Raw genomic sequence first — 17,534 nt, 5'->3', positions numbered from 1 at the left:
TCGGCCCCTTTTCTCGTTTCCAAATTTTTTCGCTTCTCTCACCCGCGTTGGGCGACCGTGACGTAGTCGCGCTCTGTCTCGCCGGTATAGAGCTGGCGCGGACGGCCGATGCGCTGGGACGGATCCTCGATCATCTCGCTCCACTGGGCGATCCAGCCGACCGTACGGGCCAGCGCGAACAGCACCGTGAACATGGAGGTGGGGAAGCCCATCGCCTTGAGAGTGATGCCCGAATAAAAGTCGATGTTCGGGTAGAGCTTCTTCTCGACGAAGTAATCGTCCTTCAGGGCGATCTGCTCGAGTTCCACGGCCACGTCGAGGAGCGGGTCGTCCTTGATGCCGAGCTCGTTGAGCACCTCGTGGGTGGTCTTCTGCATGATGCGGGCGCGCGGGTCGTAGTTCTTGTAGACCCGGTGACCGAAGCCCATGAGGCGGAACGGATCGTTCTTGTCCTTCGCCTTGGCGATGTATTCCGGAATGCGATCCGGCGTGCCGATCTCTTCGAGCATCTTCAGGGCCGCTTCGTTGGCGCCACCGTGGGCCGGTCCCCACAGGCAGGCGATGCCGGCCGCAATGCAGGCAAACGGATTGGCGCCCGAGGAACCCGCCAGACGCACCGTCGACGTGGAGGCGTTCTGCTCGTGATCGGCGTGCAGGATGAAGATCCGATCGAGGGCCCGCGAGAGCACCGGGTTGACCTTGTAATCCTCCGCCGGAACCGCAAAGCACATGCGCAGGAAGTTGGAGGTGTAGTCCAACTCGTTCTGCGGATACACGAAGGGCTGGCCGATGGAGTACTTGTAGGCCATCGCTGCCAGCGTCGGCATTTTGGCGATCATGCGCATGGATGCGATCATGCGCTGGTGCGGATCCGAGATGTCGGTGGAATCGTGATAGAAGGCCGAGAGGGCGCCGACGCAGGCCACCATGATCGCCATCGGGTGCGCATCGCGACGGAAGCCGGTGAAGAACCGGTTCATCTGGTCGTGCACCATGGTATGGCGCGTCACGCGGTAGTCGAAATCGGCCTTCTGAGCTGCGGTCGGCAGCTCTCCGTAGAGCAGCAGATAGCATGTCTCGAGGAAGTCGCCGTGTTCGGCGAGCTGGTCGATCGGATAACCGCGATAGAGCAGGATACCCTTGTCGCCGTCGATATAGGTGATCTTCGACTCGGTGGCGGCGGTCGAGGTGAAGCCGGGATCGTACGTGAACATCCCGGTCTGACCGTAGAGTTTCGAGATGTCGATGACGCTCGGGCCGATGGTGCCTTCTTTGACCGGCAGTTCCACGGACTTGTTGTCAACGGTGACGGTGCTGGTAGAGGAACTCATGCGTTGTGGCCCTTTCAAAAGGAGGCCGGGCAGAACCTAGAGCAACCTGTGGAACGGAGAAGGTCTCCTGGGTTGCTGAACCGAGGTTTGCCGGTCAGTCAGTAAGGATAATGGTGCCTTCGGTAGCTTATCCGTGGGAACGGAGCAAGCACGTCTAAAGGCGGGATCGCCTGCTATGCAGCAGGCGCATCCTCGGCTTGGTCCCTCAGTCGCAACAGGGTTTCGTCCTTGCCGAGGACCGCCATGACATCGAAAAGTCCGGGCGACGTCGCCCGCCCTGTCAAGGCAGCTCTCAGAGGCTGGGCCACTTGGCCGAGCTTCGCTCCGATAGCCTCCGCATGCGCACGCACGACAGCCTCCACGCTCCCGGCCGACCAGTCGGAAACGGCTTCGAGCTTATCGGCAACTCCGACGAGGCGCGAACGGCCGTCCGCCAGCAGGCTTGCCGCCTTCTCGTCGAGATGCAGCGGCCGCTGGGCATAGAGGTAGTAGGCGCTGTCGAGCAGTTCCACGAGGGTTTTCGCACGCTCCTTCAGGCCCGGCATGGCGGCGATCAGTTTCTGGCGCAGAGCCGGCTTGAATGTCCGTCCCAGGTGGTGCTCGTCCTTCTCCAGCTCCGGGAGCAGATCCTCAAGCGCCTGCACCAGCTGCTCGTCATCGGCTTGGCGCATGTAGTGCCCGTTGAGGTTTTCCAGCTTGGCGAAATCGAAGCGCGCCGGCGAACGGCCGATGCTGCCGAGATCGAAGGCGTCGATCATCTCCTGGGTGGAGAAGATCTCCTGATCGCCATGGCTCCAGCCGAGACGCACGAGGTAATTGCGTACGGCCTCTGGCAGGTAGCCCATGCTTCGGTAGGCCTCGACACCGAGCGCACCATGGCGCTTGGACAGCTTGGCACCGTCGGGGCCATGGATCAGCGGAATATGGGCCATCTTCGGCGCATCCCAGCCGAGCGCCTGATAGATCTGGGTCTGGCGGGCAGCATTGGTGAGATGGTCGTCACCACGGATCACATGCGTCACATCCATATCGTGATCGTCCACAACGACTGCGAGCATGTAGGTGGGCGTTCCGTCCGAGCGCAGGAGGACCAGGTCGTCGAGATCCTTGTTCTGCCAGACGACACGGCCCTGAACCTCGTCTTCGACCACCGTCTCGCCCTCGGTCGGTGCCTTGAGGCGAATGACGGGCTTCACACCCTCCGGAGCCTCGGACGGATCACGGTCGCGCCAGCGACCGTCATAGCGCAGGGGGCGGCCCTCCTTGCGGGCCGTTTCGCGCATCTCTTCCAGCTCTTGCTGGCTCGCATAGCAGTAATAGGCGCGGCCCCGCGCCAGCAGGCTCTCGGCGACTTCGCGGTGACGGGCGGCGCGGGAGAACTGGTAGACCACGTCCCCGTCCCAATCGAGGCCGAGCCACTTCAGGCCGTCGAGGATCGCCGCAATGGCGGCGTCCGTGGAGCGTTCCCGGTCGGTATCCTCGATGCGCAACAGCATCTTGCCCCCATGCCGCTTGGCATAGAGCCAGTTGAACAGGGCCGTGCGCCCCCCTCCGATATGCAGGAAGCCGGTGGGAGAGGGGGCGAAGCGGGTGACGACGGGCATCGCGGGAAACCTTGACTTGAAAATCCGGGGCATGCGGCCTGTCTCATCCGCAGCGTCATCCGACTCAATCCACAGGGCGGTTTGGGTCGGAGCGTGCGGTCGTCTAGCATGCAACCGCACCCGCGTTAAGCCTAAGCCGCAATGGAAGACAACCGTGAAAAGCCCCGTCGGATCCCGCGCAGCTCCGCGCAGGTCATGGCGCTGCCGCGGTCCTGGAGCCGTCCTGTCGAATGGAGCTTCCTCGACGGGCGTGGCTGGCTTCTGAACAACATCGCTCGGGAGATCGAGCAGCGCCGGCTTTTCCCCTGGATCGCGGTCTTCTTCGGGATCGGCATCGTCCTGTTCTTCCAGGCCGATGGCCAACCGGCCCTTTGGGCACCCATTGGAGCTTCTGCGCTTTTCAGTGCGACTGCGATCGGTTTTCGTGGGAGATTGGCAGTCTTCTCCGCCCTGGTCGCGCTCGCGGCGCTCTTCGCCGGCTTCTCGGCCGGTGTGATCCGCGCCCGGTGCGTGGCGGCGCCGGCTCTCACGCGGATCGTCATCACACCGGTTACGGGTTTCATCGAGGCCGTAGACGACCGTGACGGGGCAAAGCGGCTCCTCCTGCGCGTGACTGAAATGAAGGAGGTTGCGGAAGCCGAGCGGCCCACGCGGGTGCGGGTCTCGGTGCGGAAAGGCGAGGGGCTCTCTCCCGGACAGTTGATCGCCGGTACGACGCGCCTGCTTCCGCCACCCCAGGCCGCATGGCCCGGAGGCTACGATTTTGCCCGAGATGCCCATTTCAAGGGTATTGGCGCCGTAGGCTCCATGATTGGTCAGGTCCGCCAGGTCGACCCGTCAACGAGGCCGGATCGGTCCCTGTGGCTGGCAGCACGTGTCGACGAGGCGCGCAATGCGCTGACGGAGCGCATCGCCTCAGCCATCGGTGGCGCAGCCGGGGGCGTCGGAGCGGCGCTGGTGACGGGCAAGCGCGGGCTCATTCCTGAGCCTACGAACGACGTTCTGCGCGGAGCCGGCATTTACCACATCGTGTCGATCTCGGGGCTTCACATGGTGCTGGCAGCCGGTACCTTCTTCTGGCTGGTTCGTGCGCTCCTGACGCTTGCGCCGGGCCGTGCGCTGCTCTGGCCGGTCAAGAAGATCGCCGCACTTCCCGCGATCGTCGGCGCGACGGTTTACTGCATCTTCTCCGGCTCCGATGTCGCCACCGAGCGCTCGCTCATCATGACACTCGTGATGTTCGGTGCTGTTCTGGTCGATCGTCCTGCCTTGAGCATCCGCAACCTGTCGATTGCTGCTCTCATTGTGTTGGCGCGAGAGCCCGAGGCGTTGCTGGGGCCGAGCTTTCAGATGTCGTTCAGCGCCGTTGCCGCCATGATGGCGCTCGTGCCGTTGATGCATTGGCGACAGATTGAGAAAGCACCTGCCACATTGTTTGAGCGGGGATTTCTCTGGATCGGGCAGGCAATGCTAGGGCTCGTCACAACGACGGTCGTGGCCAGCGTCGCTACGGCGCCCTTCGCCGCTTACCATTTTCAGAGTTTGAACCCTTACGGCCTCATCGGCAACGCACTCGCCCTGCCGCTCGTCTCATTGGTCGTGATGCCGTCAGCGGTTCTCGGAGTGCTGGCTTATCCTTTCGGACTCGATCGTCCGATCTGGCAATTCATGGGAGCGGCCGTGTCCCAGGTTCTCGACGTCTCGGCCTGGGTCGGAGGTTTCAGCGGTTCGACGATGTTCGTTCGGGCCCTGGGCGTTGTCGCCCTTGGCTTCTTGAGCATCGGCCTGATCGTTCTGACCATTCCGGCTTCCTCCCTGCGGTGGCTCGCTCTCGTGCCGGCCGGGGCAGGACTGGCCTTCGCTGTTACGCCGCATCGCCACGATATCTTCATCGACCGGGATGGGGCAGGGGCTGCCGTGCGCGGCAAAGACGGACGGCTGACACTCGTGGGGCGCCCATCCGATTTCGTCGTCGAGCAATGGCTGCATGCCGACGGGGACGCACGAAACGCTGACGATGTGAGCCTCAGGCAGGAGACGATGTGCGATGCCGGGGGCTGCGTGATTGGGGCCGCAGGCGGGCGATGGATCGCGTTCGTCCAGGATTTCTCGGCATTCGAAGAGGATTGCCGTCGCGCTACGGTGGTCGTCACGAGGCTTAAAGCCCCGCCGACCTGCCGGGCACGCTTCATCGTGGATGGTGAGGATCTGAAGGAACGTGGCGCAACGGCGATCAGCTTCAGTCCTGAGGCCATCGAAGTACGATCGGTCAAGAAGGGGCGCGAGATCAGATCTTGGTCCCGCACGGAAACGCTTCAGGTCGAAACATCGATCGCCCGGGAAAAGCCGCGTCGCACGCGGCCTGTCCCGGAGCAGGATTTACCCGAGGAAGATCTCAGTACCGGCGAACCAGACTGACGAGCTTACCCTGGATCTTGACCCGATCGGGGCCTAGCACGCGGGTCTCATAGGCCTGGTTGGCGGCCTCGAGCGCAATCGAGGAGCCGCGACGGCGGAAGCGCTTCAGGGTCGCCTCCTCATCGTCGATCAACGCCACGATGATGTCACCCGTATTGGCCGTATCCTGGCGGCGGATCACCACGAGATCGCCGTCGAGGATGCCGGCCTCCACCATCGAGTCCCCACGGACCTCAAGGGCAAAGTGATCGCCCTGAGCAAGGAAATCGCCAGACAGGGTGATGGAATGGCTGCGCGTCTGAATCGCCGAGATCGGCACACCGGCAGCGATCCGGCCCATGACCGGAATCGACATCTCCCGGTCCCGCGGATCGGCAGCAGGCTGGGGTGCAGCCTTGGCCTTGCCGGCCAATCCGCCCTCGACCACGCTCGGCGTGAAGCGCCGCTGGCTGCCTGCGCCGCTGGTGCTCTCCGGCAGGCGGATCACCTCCAGCGCCCGGGCGCGGTTCGGCAGGCGACGGATGAAGCCTCGCTCCTCAAGCGCCGTGATGAGGCGGTGGATGCCGGATTTCGACTTGAGGTCGAGCGCATCTTTCATCTCGTCGAAGGACGGCGGAACCCCGGTTTCACGAAGCCGCTCATGAATGAAGCGGAGCAATTCGTGCTGTTTGCGCGTCAGCATGGCTGGCCCTTACTGCTCCCACGTGGAGCGATTCTGAAACAAAGCGAGAACAAGGTATCCGTTCTTGCTGTGTTCTGCAAGCCTGCCGCTCAGCTTATTGGCCAAACAATTCGTCAATTTGCCTGCGGATGAACCTCACCGGTGCCCTTTTTCAGCAGAAACGCCCCAGCCGAATGATGCGGCAGGGCTCGCCGGCCGTAGCAGCTGGAGCATGAGGCGGGCGCACCAGCAGGGCATCGGAGCGCTCCAGGATGCTCAATATCGATGAATCCTGCAGCAGGTGGGGCGTTGCGACAGGCAGCATCAGGCGCTCCGGGGGCTTGGTGAGGCTTAAGGGCACATCCTGAAGAGAGAGAGAAGCGCGCATGTAGTCCTGGCGATCCCTGTTGGGCGGGAGATCTGCCCCCAGGATTGCATCCTCTGTCGGATCCTCGGCCGCTTTCTGGTCGCCCAGCAAGGCACGAATCGCTGGGATCAGAAACAGGACGGCACAGACGAGAGAGGAGACCGGGTTGCCAGGCAGCCCCAGGAGAAGGGTCGACCCCAGGCGTCCGTGCATCAGGGGTTTGCCGGGCCGTAAGGCTACTCGCCAGAAGCCGAGATCCATGCCCTGGCGACTCAGGGCCTTCTGCACCAAGTCGTGCTCACCCACCGATGCGCCGCCCAGGGTGACGAGAATATCGGCGCCCGCATCTTTCGCCGCCTGGATGCGTTCGTCGAGCGATTCGAGTGTGTCGCGTGCGATGCCGAGATCGATGGCTTCGGCCCCGGCCTTCTCGACCATCAGAATCGTGGCCGGCAGGCTGGACGCGGAAATCTGGTCGGGGCCGACAGGTTCGCCCGCACGCACCAGCTCGTCGCCAGTGGCGAGAATGGCGACCCGGGGCTTGCGGTGGACCGGAAGTGCTCCGTGGCCCATGGAGGCTGCGAGAGCGATGTGGCGGGAATCCAAGCGCAAGCCGGCTTGCAGGAGTACGTCCCCAGCGCGGAAATCGAGGCCCGCGGTGCGGATGTGGCGGTTGGGGCGGGTTGCCTCTTTCACCACTACATGGTCGCCGGACCGCTCGGTATCCTCCTGCAGGATCACCGCGTCGGCACCGTCAGGAAAGGGCGCGCCGGTGAAGATCCGCACCGCCTCCTTGGCGCCGACACTGCCGGAGAAGCGGTTGCCGGCCGCGCTGGTGCCGATGATCCGGAGGGTAGCAGGTACCTGAGTGCAGTCGGCGCTCCGCACTGCGTAGCCGTCCATGGCCGAGGCGGGAAAGGGCGGCTGGTCACGCAGGGCGTCGACGTCGTGGGCGAGGGTCCGGCCCGCGCAGGCGACGAGGGAGACATGCTCGACCCCGACCGGCTTTTCGACACTTGCCAGAACGCGGGACAGCGCATCCTCGACCGAGATCAGGCTCATGGCGCCTCGAAATCTCCCGAGCGGCCGCCGCTCTTCCGCCGGAGGCGGACATTCTCGATCCGCATCGCCTTATCGGCCGCCTTCACCATGTCGTAGATCGTCAGGCAGGCGATGGAAACGGCGGTCAGCGCCTCCATCTCGACGCCGGTCTGGCCTGACACCTTGACCTCGGCGCTCACGCGCACGCCGGGAAGGCTGTCATCGAGGGTGCAGTCCACCTTGACCTTGGATATGAGCAGGGGATGACAAAGCGGAATGAGTTCGTGCGTGCGCTTGGATGCCATGATCCCGGCGAGCCGGGCCGTGCCCAGAACGTCGCCCTTCTTCGCCTCGCCGTGGCGGATCAGGTCCAGCGTCTGCGCCTGCATGACCACGCATCCCTCAGCGATCGCCGTGCGGCTGGTGACGCTCTTCTCCGAGACATCGACCATGCTGGCCTGACCGGCCGCATCGAGATGCGAGAGCTTCGTCATGCAGCCTCGCCGAACAGAAGTTTGCGAGTCGCCGCCGCCACATCGGCCTGACGCATCAGGCTCTCTCCCACAAGGAAGGTGCGGATGTCGACCTTCGAGAGCCGCTCGATGTCGGACAACGTGACGATGCCGCTCTCGCCCACGACGATGCGGTCCGCAGGGATCAGAGGCGCCAGTTCTTCGCTGACCCCGAGCGATACCTCGAAGGTGCGCAAGTTTCGGTTGTTGATGCCGACCAGCCGGGTGCCTAGCGGCAGAGCGCGGTCCAACTCGGCGCGATCGTGCACCTCCACCAGCACATCCATGCCGAGATCATGCGCGGTATCGATCAGAGCGCGGGCCTCGTCGTCGGAAACGCTTGCCATGATCACGAGAATGCAATCGGCGCCCCAGGCACGCGCCTCGTAGACCTGATAGGGCTCGAACAGGAAATCCTTGCGCAGGGCGGGCAGACCGGAGGCTTCACGGGCCTGGGCCAGGTATTCGGGCCTGCCCTGGAAAGACGGCTCGTCGGTCAGGACGGACAGGCAGGTGGCGCCGCCGTACGCATAGGCCCTCGCCAGGCTCGGCGGATCGAAGTCGGCGCGGATCAGGCCCTTGGAAGGACTGGCCTTCTTCACCTCGGCAATGAGGGCAGGGCGCCCTTCGGCGAGATGGCGTTCGATCGCTTCTGCAAAGCCGCAGGGCGGAGAGGCCGTACGCGCGCGACGCTCCATCTCACCCGGCGGAACAGCCGCTTTCGCCGCTGCGATCTCCTGACGCTTATAGGCTTCGATCTTGCTGAGAACATCGGCCATGGAAGGTTCACTTAAGCGTTGGAGACTTTGACGAGACGCTCGAGGGTCGCCTTCGAGGCGCCGCTGTCGAGCGCCCGCGAGGCACGGTCGAGACCGTCGCGCAGGTTCTCGGCCTCGTCTGCGATCACCAGGGAGGCGGCCGCATTGAGCAGGGAAACATCGCGATAGGGCGTGCGGGCGCCTTCCAGAACGGCACGCAGTTGGGCGGCGTTGTGCTCAGGATCGCCACCTCTGAGTTCGTCGAGCGACACGGTTGGAAGGCCGATCTCCTCAGGGGTTACGGTGAACCGACGGATCGCGCCATTCTCCAGAGCCGCCACGAAGGTGGGGCCGGTGGTGGTCATCTCGTCGAGACCGTCGGACCCATGCACGGTCCAGACCTTGTAGGAGCCGAGCTCCTTCAGAACCTGAGTGAGGGGTTCGAGCCAAGCTTCTGAAAACACGCCGAGAAGCTGGCGCTTGGCTCCGGCCGGATTGGCCAGCGGTCCGAGCAGGTTGAAGATCGTGCGCGTCCCGAGTTCGACACGCACAGGCGCCACGTGGCGCATGGCGGCATGATGGGTCTGCGCGAACATGAAGCAGAGATTTGTCTCAACCAAGCAGCGCTCCAGACCCTCGGGGTCGAGCCCGAGCTTGAGGCCCAACGCCGCCAGCACATCCGCCGTACCCGATTTCGACGACGCTGCCCGGTTGCCGTGCTTGGCGACGGGCACGCCGCAGGAGGCCACGATGATCGAGGCGAGCGTCGAGATGTTGTAGCTGCCCTTGTGATCTCCGCCGGTGCCGACGATGTCGATGGCCTTCTCGGGAGCTTGGACCTGCAACATGCGGCCGCGCATCGCCGTGACGGCCCCGACGATTTCCTCGAGGGCCTCGCCACGGACCCGCAGCGCCATCAGGAAAGCGCCGCCCTGGGCGGGCGTCACTTCGCCGGAGAGCAGGTCATCGAAGGCATCCCGCGCCTCGTCGCGCGTCAGCGATGCGCCCGTGGCGACCTTCCCGAGGTAGGATTTGAACGATTCCATCGGTTTCAATGTCCTGCTGGAGCGGCTACGCCGCCGGCGGCGCGGTGTTTGGCGTTCCAATCCGCCGCGAGTTCGAAGAAATTGCGCATGATAGTCACCCCATGTTCCGACAGGATGCTCTCAGGGTGGAACTGCACGCCGTGAATCGGCAGCGAGCGATGCGACAGACCCATGACGAGGCCATCGGATGTTTCCGCCGTCACCAGAAGGTCGGCCGGGCAGGTCGCTCGATCCACGATAAGTGAGTGGTAGCGGGTCGCCTTGAAGGAGCCGTTGATGCCGCGGAACACCGCCTGACCCCCATGCTCCACCTCGGAGACCTTGCCGTGCATGGGCAGGGGCGCCCGCGAGACGGTGCCGCCGAAGACCTGTCCGATCGTCTGCAGTCCCAGGCACACGCCGAAGGTCGGGATCTCAGGCGAGGCACGCTTCACGAGATCGAGGCAGATGCCCGCCTCGTTCGGCGTGCAGGGTCCGGGGGAAAGCACGATGGCATCGGGTTGAGAGGCGAGAACCTCGTCGGTGGAGATGGCATCGTTGCGCACCACATCGACCGAGGTCGCGAGCGGGCCGAGCAGATGCACCAGATTCCAGGTGAAGCTGTCGTAGTTGTCGATGACGAGAACGCGGGTCATAGCGCGCCGACGTTCGCGTAAGCGAAGCTCCCGGTCAAGAGAAGCGTTGCGGCCGGCGTCATTGTCCGATCCTCGCCTGGCTGGCAAAGCGAACCGCCTCTTCCGCGGCCCGGAAGAGAGCCTTCGACTTGTTGATGCATTCCTGCTGCTCGGAAGCCGGATCGGAATCGTAGACGATGCCCGCCCCGGCCTGGACGGCCATGCGGCCATCCTTCACGATGGCCGTGCGCAGCACGATGCAGGTATCCATCTCGCCATTGGCGCCGAAATACCCGATGCAGCCGGCATATGGGCCGCGCTTGTCCTTCTCCAACTCGTCGATGATCTGCATGGCGCGCACCTTCGGCGCCCCGGAGACGGTGCCAGCCGGGAAGCCCGCCACCAGAGCGTCGAGCGCGTCGAAGGACGGATCGAGCCGGCCTTCGACGTTCGAGACGATGTGCATCACCTGGCTGTAATATTCGAGAAAGAACGAATCCGTGACCGCGACGGAGCCCATCTCCGCCACCCGGCCCACATCGTTGCGCCCGAGATCGAGCAGCATCAGATGTTCGGCGCGCTCCTTCTGATCGGCGAGCAGGCTCTCCGCATGCGCCCTGTCTTCGGCCGCCGTCGCGCCGCGCGGCCGAGTTCCTGCGATGGGACGGATCGTGACCTTGCCGTCCCGCATCCGAACCAGAATCTCGGGCGAGGAGCAGACGATCTGGAAGTCCTCGAAATCGAGATAGCAGAGGAACGGGGCCGGATTGACCCGGCGCAGGGAGCGGTAGAGCGCAAAGGCAGGCAGGGGAAATGCCGACTCGAACCGCTGCGACAGCACCACCTGGAAGATATCGCCGGCGCGGATGTATTCCTTCGCCTTGCCAACCATCGCCTCGAACTCACCCGGAGGCGTGTTCGACACTGGTGGCTCGAAGTGGATCTGCGTCGGATCGCTTCGGTCATCGATGGGAAGCGGGCGATCAAGGGCGGCCGTGACCTCATCCAAACGCGCAAGAGCCGTCTCATAGGCCGCCTTGGCGGATGTTCCTGCTTGCGGACGCACGGGGGTGATGAGCGAAATCTCGTCCTTGACCGCATCGAACACCACCATCACTGTCGGCCGGATGAGAATAGCGTCGGGAACCTTCAGCACGTCGGGATTGGGTTCGGGCAACCGCTCCATCAGCCGCACCATGTCGTAGCCGAGATAGCCGAAGAGACCGGCCGCCATCGGCGGCAGGTCGTCCGAGAGGGGCAGGGCGCTTTCCCTAATCAGCGCGCGCAGGCTCTCCAGCGGACGAAGCTCCTCCACCCTGAATTCCTGCAAGCGGCTCAATGCCCGGCGGTCGATGGCGGCCGTCCCGTCCTGGCAACGCCAGACGAGGTCGGGCTCGAGCCCGATCATGGAGAACCTGCCGCGGGTCGCGCCGCCTTCGACGGATTCGAGCAGGAAGGCTGGGCCCTCCCGGTCATGCCGCAGCTTCATGAAAGCCGCGACGGGAGTCAGCAGATCGCCCACGAGGGTCCTGCGCAAGACGCCGGCCTCGCCAGCTTCATAGGCTGCTGCGAACGTTTCGAAGTTGGGCGTAATCGTCATGGACTACGATTCGCCGCCCGTTGCCCGACGCAGCGCCTGCTGGTTGATGGTGACCCCGAGATCCTGGCGGACCTGGGCGATGTACTGGCTGATCAGGTCATCGCCAAACCCGGCCCGGAGCTGGTTCTCGGCGTTCTGCGCCGCTTGGGTCGTGGTAATCAGGGGCGGAACCGTGGCCGAAGTGACCTTGAACACGGCGCGAGCATCCGCGCCATTGGCGGCATGGCCGGCCTTGCCGACGGGAACGGCGAAGATGCGATTCACGGCCTCGGTGACAAGGTCGTCCTTTGCGGTGTTGCGCACCAGGTCCGTTACGTTCTTGACGGGCGCTCCCGCTGCCTGCGCCACGGCCTCGATGGCCTCGCCCTTTTCCAGGCGTCCGGTGAGCTCGTTGGCCTTTTCGGATAGGCGCTGAGCCACCTGATCGTCTCGCCATTGGGTGGCCACCTGATCGCGAACCTCATCCAGGTTCTTCTCGCGGGAGGCTTCGATGCCGGTCACGTCGTACCAGACATAGCCGGTTGCGGTGCGCAGGGCCTCGTTGTCGACGCCGATATCCGACGCGAAAGCCGCCTTCACAACGGCATCCCTCTCCGGAAGGGTGACCGGACTGCCGGCCTTGTCGAGACCGCCGGCTTCGACGGCCGGGACCTGAACCAGGGTCAGGCCCTTCTCCTTGGCGATGTCCGCCAGCGGCTTGGCGCCGGCGCGCAGGTCCTCGATCTCATCATGAATCTTCTCGATCTGCCCCTGGGCGCGCTCCTGCGCGACCTCCTGGCGGAGCTCGGCGGCAACCTCCTCGAAGGGGCGGACGGCCTCGGGCTGGATCTGGGTGACCCGCACGAGCACCGGTCCAAAGCGCCCGGCGACCGGCGCGCTCACGGCTCCCTGCTCAAGGGCGAAGGCGGCATCCGCCACGGCCTGATCGAGCATTTCGGTCTTGGTGAAGGTGCCGAGTTCCAGATCTTGCGCCGAAACGTTGCGCTCGCTGGCAACGGCCTCGAAGGTGGTGCCTTCCTTGATCTTGGCGGCGGCCGCCTCGGCGTCGGCCTGCGACGGGAAGGTGATCTGCTGGATCGTACGGCGCTCCGGCGTGCCGTACTTGGCTTTCCGCTGCTCATAAGCCTGGCGGGCGTCAGCCTCGGACACGGCGTCCGGCTTGGCAAGAGCCGCGGCATCGAGCGCCATCACCGTTACGGCCCGGTACTCGGGCGCGCGGAAGGTGCTCTTGCGCTCATTGAAGAAGCTCTGGAGCTGGTCGGGCGTGGGGGCCGGGATGTCGCCTGCCATGGTCGGGGTCAGGAGGAGGTAGGAAGCTGCGCGGCGCTCGCTGGTATAGCGATGGAGAGCATCGCGCGCCGCAGCCGGCACGGTGATGTCTCCGGCAACGGCTTCAGCCAGATGGAGGCGGGCCATGGCCGAGCGCTGCTCCTGCACGAAGCCCGCCTCCGAGAGACCGGCATTGCGCAGGGCCTGATCGAAGAGGGCGCGGTTGAACTGCCCGTCGGCCCCCTTGAACGTCGGATTGTTCATGATCGAAGCGGCCACGAGCTGGTCTGAGACCGAGAGGCCCATCTGCTTGGCCTGCTCGGCCAGCACCGCCTCGGTCACGAGGTTGGAGACGACCTGCTGGTCGAGGCCGAACGCGCGGGCCTGCTCGGGACTGATGACGGTGCGGAACTGCCGCCCGAGGCGCTGAAGTTCGTTGGTGTAGGCGTTGCGGACTTGGTCGACCGTAATGGTGGTGCTGCCGACCTCGGCCACCGCGGAAGCAGGCGTCGTCCGGAAGATGTCGCCGATGCCCCAGATGGCGAAGCTTACGATGAGGGCGCCGAAAAAGACGGTGGCGATGATTTTGCCGACCAGCGTCTGCCCAGCCTTGCGCATGTTCCGAAGCATCGTGAACCCGTTTTCCAAAAATTCGTTAAACCTGCCGATAAACGATCAGGCGCTCTACGAAAAGGGCAAGTCTGGTTGAAAGAAGGCTCAAGCCTCTGCTACTGCCAAATAATCAAGCGTGACAGGAGTGCTTCATATGAGCGTCGATAGGCCGCGCCCGCTGGTGGCGGGAAATTGGAAGATGAACGGGCTGAAGAGTTCGGCCAAGGTTCTGACCGAGATCCATGCCGGCTGTACGCCAGGACTGAAAGCCAAGGTCGAGCTGGCTGTCTGCCCGCCGGCCACCCTCGTATCCCTTTTCGCCTATGCGTCTGTCGGGTCCCGGGTCGCCATCGGCGGTCAGGACTGCCACGCCAAGGAATCGGGCGCCTTCACAGGCGATCTTTCGGCCGAGATGCTGGCCGATGCGGGCGCCACCTATGTGATCGTCGGACACTCCGAGCGCCGTCAATACCACAAGGAAAAGGACGTCGATGTCTGCGCCAAGGCGGTGGCGGCGCATCGCGCCGGCCTCACGGCCATCGTGTGCGTCGGTGAAACCAGGGAGGAGCGCGAAGCCGGCAAGACCCTGTCCGTCGTCCGCAAGCAGCTGCGCGGCTCGATCTCGGTCGATTCGAACAGCCACAACCTCGTGGTCGCCTACGAGCCCGTTTGGGCCATCGGCACCGGCCTGACGCCGACCGTCGCGGACGTGGCGGAAGTTCACGCCCTGATCCGGGACGAGCTGCGCCGCCTCGTCGGCAAGGCGGATGCGCCCAAAGTCCGCATTCTCTATGGCGGCTCCGTGAAACCCTCGAATGCCACCGAACTGATGGCGGTGGAGAACGTCAACGGCGCCCTGGTGGGTGGTGCAAGCCTCGTCGCGGCCGATTTCCTGGCTATCGCCGGGGCTTATCTGGGGTAAGCAGCGTCTTATCGCGCTGAGACGTCATCACTGGCAGCCGCCCTTCAACGTCATGGCCGGGCTCGTCCCGGCCATCCCGACCCTGTGGCGCTGCGTTCTTCCGATCGAGATCACCGGCACAAGGCCGGTGATGCCGTGAGAGAGGCTTCAAGAGCGCCCACATGCGGAAAAGCGCTCTTGCAGGCCTTTGATCCTGCGCCCACCTATGCTACAGGCCGCCGCAACGAACGGATTGCGAGCGGCTGTCGCCCTGTGCGCAGCCGCTTGAGGTTTTTGAAAACGATGCAAACAGTTCTCATCATAGTCCACCTGATCATCGTGCTCGCTCTGATCGGCGTAGTGCTCCTTCAGCGCTCCGAAGGCGGCGGCATGGGCCTCGGTGGAAGCGGAGGCGGCGGTGTGTCCGGCTTCATGACCGGTCGCGGCCAAGCCAATGCGCTCACCCGCGCGACGGCGATTCTGGCGGGCCTTTTCTTCGTGACCAGCATCGCGCTCACCGTCATGGCGACTTCGACCCGGGCTCCGCGCTCGATTCTCGATGGCGCCGCGCCGGCAGCACCCGCGCCGGGCCAGCAGGCTCCGGCCGCTCCGCAGGGCGGCAATGTGCTCGAACAGCTGCAGCGCCTCCAGGGCGAGCAGCCGGCGGCTCCGGCTCCCAGCGCTCCGGCGCCGACAGCGCCTCAGCAGTAAGTGAAACCAGGGCCGGACGTTCCGGCCCTCTCTTTTTGTGGATGGATTTCGGGTAGCGGGGTTCGCGATTGCGAATCGGCGCCCGATGTTTATGGATAGGGGTCCATGACGCGGTACGTATTCATCACCGGCGGCGTGGTGTCTTCGCTCGGCAAGGGTCTGGCTTCGGCGGCCCTGGGAGCGCTTCTCCAGGCACGCGGCTACAAGGTTCGGCTTCGCAAGCTCGACCCATATCTCAACGTCGATCCGGGGACGATGAGTCCCTACCAGCACGGCGAAGTCTTCGTGACCGACGACGGTGCTGAGACCGATCTGGATCTCGGACATTATGAACGCTTCACCGGCGTTCCGGCCACCAAGGCCGACAACATCACCACCGGGCGCATCTACCTCGACATCATCACCAAGGAGCGGCGTGGCGACTATCTCGGAGCCACGATTCAGGTGATTCCGCATGTCACCAACGCCATCAAGGACTTCGTGCTCACCGGCAACGAGGGCTTCGATTTCGTCCTGGTCGAGATCGGCGGCACAGTCGGCGACATCGAAGGCCTGCCGTTCTTCGAGGCCATCCGCCAGCTCGGCAACGATCTCGAGCGGGGTCAGGCGATCTACGTTCACCTGACGCTCCTGCCGTTCATCCCGTCCGCCGGTGAGCTGAAGACCAAGCCGACCCAGCACTCGGTCGCGGAGCTGCGCTCCATCGGCATTCAGCCCGACATTCTCCTCTGTCGCACCGATCGCGAGATTCCGAAGGACGAGCGGCGTAAGCTCGCCCTGTTCTGCAATGTGCGTGAGACGGCGGTCATCGAGGCGCGCGATGCACGCTCGATCTACGACGTCCCGCTCGCCTATCACGAGGCCGGTCTCGACAGCGAAGTTCTGGCGGCTTTCGGCCTCGACAGCGCCAAGACGCCCGATCTCTCCCGCTGGACGAACATCTCCGGGCGCGTCCATAACCCGGAGGGCGAGGTCACCATCGCCGTCGTCGGCAAGTACACGGGCCTCAAGGACGCCTATAAATCCCTGATCGAGGCGCTGCATCACGGCGGCATCGCCAACCAGGTGAAGGTGAACCTGGAGTGGATCGAAAGCGAGATCTTCGAGAACGAGGATCCGGCTCCTTTCCTCGAGGGTATCCACGGCATCATGGTTCCCGGCGGCTTCGGCCAGCGCGGCGCCGAAGGCAAGATCCGGGCGGCGCGCTTCGCCCGTGAGCGCAAGGTCCCGTATTTCGGCATCTGCTTCGGCATGCAGATGGCGGTCATCGAGGCGGCGCGTTCCCTCGCCGGCATCGACGATGCTAGTTCGACCGAGTTCGGCCCGACCTCGGAGCCCGTCGTCGGCCTGATGACCGAGTGGCTGCGCGGCAACGAACTCGAAAAGCGTACGGCCAGCGGCGATCTCGGCGGCACCATGCGCCTCGGCGCCTACCAGGCTTCGCTCAAGCCAGGCAGCAAGGTGGCCGAGATCTATGGCGGTACGGAAATCTCCGAGCGGCACCGGCACCGTTACGAGGTCAACATGACCTACCGCGACCAACTGGAAGGGAAGGGGCTGCGCTTCTCGGGCGTTTCTCCGGACGGGGTGCTGCCCGAAATCGTGGAATACGAGGACCATCCCTGGTTCATCGGCGTCCAATATCACCCGGAGCTGAAATCGCGTCCTTTCGAGCCGCATCCGCTCTTCAAGAGCTTCATTCATGCGGCCGTGGAGCAAAGCCGGCTGGTTTGAGCGCCCATACTGCCACGTCGTCACCGGCCTTGGGCCGGTGATCTCGATGTACTGAAGCGCGGTGCTCTTCCGATCGGGATGCCGGGACAGGCCCGGCCATGACGGCAAGCAAAGTGCTTTTCAGTTATTGATCCGGCCTGAGTGATCTTGAAATTCGCAGCCAGTCGGCCCAGGTCGGCGGGATGAAACATGTGGACATGCGCAAGCTGCCCGCAGCAGCGCAAGAAGAGCGTCGGCGGCAGGTGATCGGACTGCGCGAGAGCGGCCTGACTTACGAGGCCATTGCCGTGCAGGTCGGCCTGACCCGGACCGGCGTGTTCAATATCTGCCGCCGCGTCGCCGAACAGGGCCGGGC

At 64.3% G+C, this 17,534-nt stretch carries 14 protein-coding genes; 4 read left to right on the top strand and 10 right to left on the bottom strand.

Annotated features, from left to right (window positions below; genetic code table 11):
* Positions 1 to 38: 38 nt before the first annotated feature.
* Together gltA and gltX are read right to left on the bottom strand one after the other, a co-directional pair.
* Positions 39 to 1,331, bottom strand: a complete 1,293-nt coding sequence (gltA, locus tag KHP60_RS02055; protein WP_213561915.1) for a citrate synthase — start codon at positions 1,329 to 1,331, stop codon at positions 39 to 41.
* A gap of 173 nt (positions 1,332 to 1,504) precedes the next feature.
* Complete coding sequence (gene gltX / locus KHP60_RS02050) at positions 1,505 to 2,935, bottom strand: glutamate--tRNA ligase (RefSeq protein ID WP_213561914.1); 1,431 nt, start codon at positions 2,933 to 2,935, stop codon at positions 1,505 to 1,507.
* A 141-nt stretch (positions 2,936 to 3,076) separates the two neighbouring features.
* Here gltX and KHP60_RS02045 point away from each other — a divergent pair, with 141 nt between their 5' ends.
* Complete coding sequence (locus KHP60_RS02045; RefSeq protein ID WP_213561913.1) at positions 3,077 to 5,353, top strand: ComEC/Rec2 family competence protein; 2,277 nt, start codon at positions 3,077 to 3,079, stop codon at positions 5,351 to 5,353.
* On the opposite strand, the gene lexA is transcribed toward KHP60_RS02045, so the two are convergent.
* The 8 genes from lexA to KHP60_RS02005 form a co-directional block, all read right to left on the bottom strand.
* Positions 5,331 to 6,035, bottom strand: coding sequence for a transcriptional repressor LexA (gene lexA / locus KHP60_RS02040; protein ID WP_213561912.1), 705 nt, complete (start codon positions 6,033 to 6,035; stop codon positions 5,331 to 5,333). The two genes, KHP60_RS02045 and lexA, sit on opposite strands and share 23 nt — an antisense overlap.
* A 151-nt stretch (positions 6,036 to 6,186) precedes the next feature.
* Positions 6,187 to 7,443 carry a gephyrin-like molybdotransferase Glp gene (gene glp, locus KHP60_RS02035; protein ID WP_213561911.1) on the bottom strand — a complete coding sequence of 419 codons (1,257 nt, stop codon included), beginning with the start codon at positions 7,441 to 7,443 and terminating at the stop codon, positions 6,187 to 6,189.
* A complete protein-coding gene (moaC, locus tag KHP60_RS02030) occupies positions 7,440 to 7,916 on the bottom strand; it encodes a cyclic pyranopterin monophosphate synthase MoaC (protein WP_213561910.1) in 477 nt (158 codons plus the stop codon). Before moaC ends, glp begins: the two co-directional genes overlap by 4 nt.
* Positions 7,913 to 8,713 (bottom strand): indole-3-glycerol phosphate synthase TrpC, encoded by an 801-nt coding sequence (trpC, locus tag KHP60_RS02025; RefSeq protein WP_213561909.1) that lies wholly within the window; start codon positions 8,711 to 8,713, stop codon positions 7,913 to 7,915. Before trpC ends, moaC begins: the two co-directional genes overlap by 4 nt.
* A gap of 11 nt (positions 8,714 to 8,724) precedes the next feature.
* Positions 8,725 to 9,738: an anthranilate phosphoribosyltransferase gene (gene trpD / locus KHP60_RS02020; protein ID WP_213561908.1), complete on the bottom strand. Its 1,014-nt coding sequence runs from the start codon at positions 9,736 to 9,738 to the stop codon at positions 8,725 to 8,727.
* A 5-nt stretch (positions 9,739 to 9,743) separates the two neighbouring features.
* On the bottom strand, positions 9,744 to 10,373 hold the full coding sequence (locus KHP60_RS02015; protein WP_213561907.1) for an aminodeoxychorismate/anthranilate synthase component II: 630 nt from the start codon (positions 10,371 to 10,373) through the stop codon (positions 9,744 to 9,746).
* 58 nt (positions 10,374 to 10,431) lie between these two features.
* A complete protein-coding gene (trpE, locus tag KHP60_RS02010) occupies positions 10,432 to 11,952 on the bottom strand; it encodes an anthranilate synthase component I (RefSeq protein WP_213561906.1) in 1,521 nt (506 codons plus the stop codon).
* A gap of 3 nt (positions 11,953 to 11,955) precedes the next feature.
* A complete protein-coding gene (locus KHP60_RS02005; RefSeq protein ID WP_249688438.1) occupies positions 11,956 to 13,839 on the bottom strand; it encodes a SurA N-terminal domain-containing protein in 1,884 nt (627 codons plus the stop codon).
* A gap of 148 nt (positions 13,840 to 13,987) precedes the next feature.
* Between KHP60_RS02005 and tpiA the strand changes: the two genes are divergently transcribed.
* From tpiA to KHP60_RS01990, 3 genes are all read left to right on the top strand, one after another.
* Positions 13,988 to 14,755, top strand: coding sequence for a triose-phosphate isomerase (tpiA, locus tag KHP60_RS02000; RefSeq protein ID WP_213561904.1), 768 nt, complete (start codon positions 13,988 to 13,990; stop codon positions 14,753 to 14,755).
* Between the two features lie 282 nt (positions 14,756 to 15,037).
* Positions 15,038 to 15,445, top strand: a complete 408-nt coding sequence (gene secG / locus KHP60_RS01995; RefSeq protein WP_213561903.1) for a preprotein translocase subunit SecG — start codon at positions 15,038 to 15,040, stop codon at positions 15,443 to 15,445.
* Between the two features lie 105 nt (positions 15,446 to 15,550).
* A complete protein-coding gene (locus KHP60_RS01990) occupies positions 15,551 to 17,179 on the top strand; it encodes a CTP synthase (protein ID WP_213561902.1) in 1,629 nt (542 codons plus the stop codon).
* Positions 17,180 to 17,534 lie beyond the last annotated feature (355 nt).

This window comes from Microvirga sp. 3-52 (assembly GCF_018383585.1).
In the GTDB taxonomy this organism is placed as follows: domain Bacteria; phylum Pseudomonadota; class Alphaproteobacteria; order Rhizobiales; family Beijerinckiaceae; genus Microvirga.
Note: the sequence above shows the minus strand (reverse complement) of the source record. Positions and strands in the feature narration are given on the sequence as shown.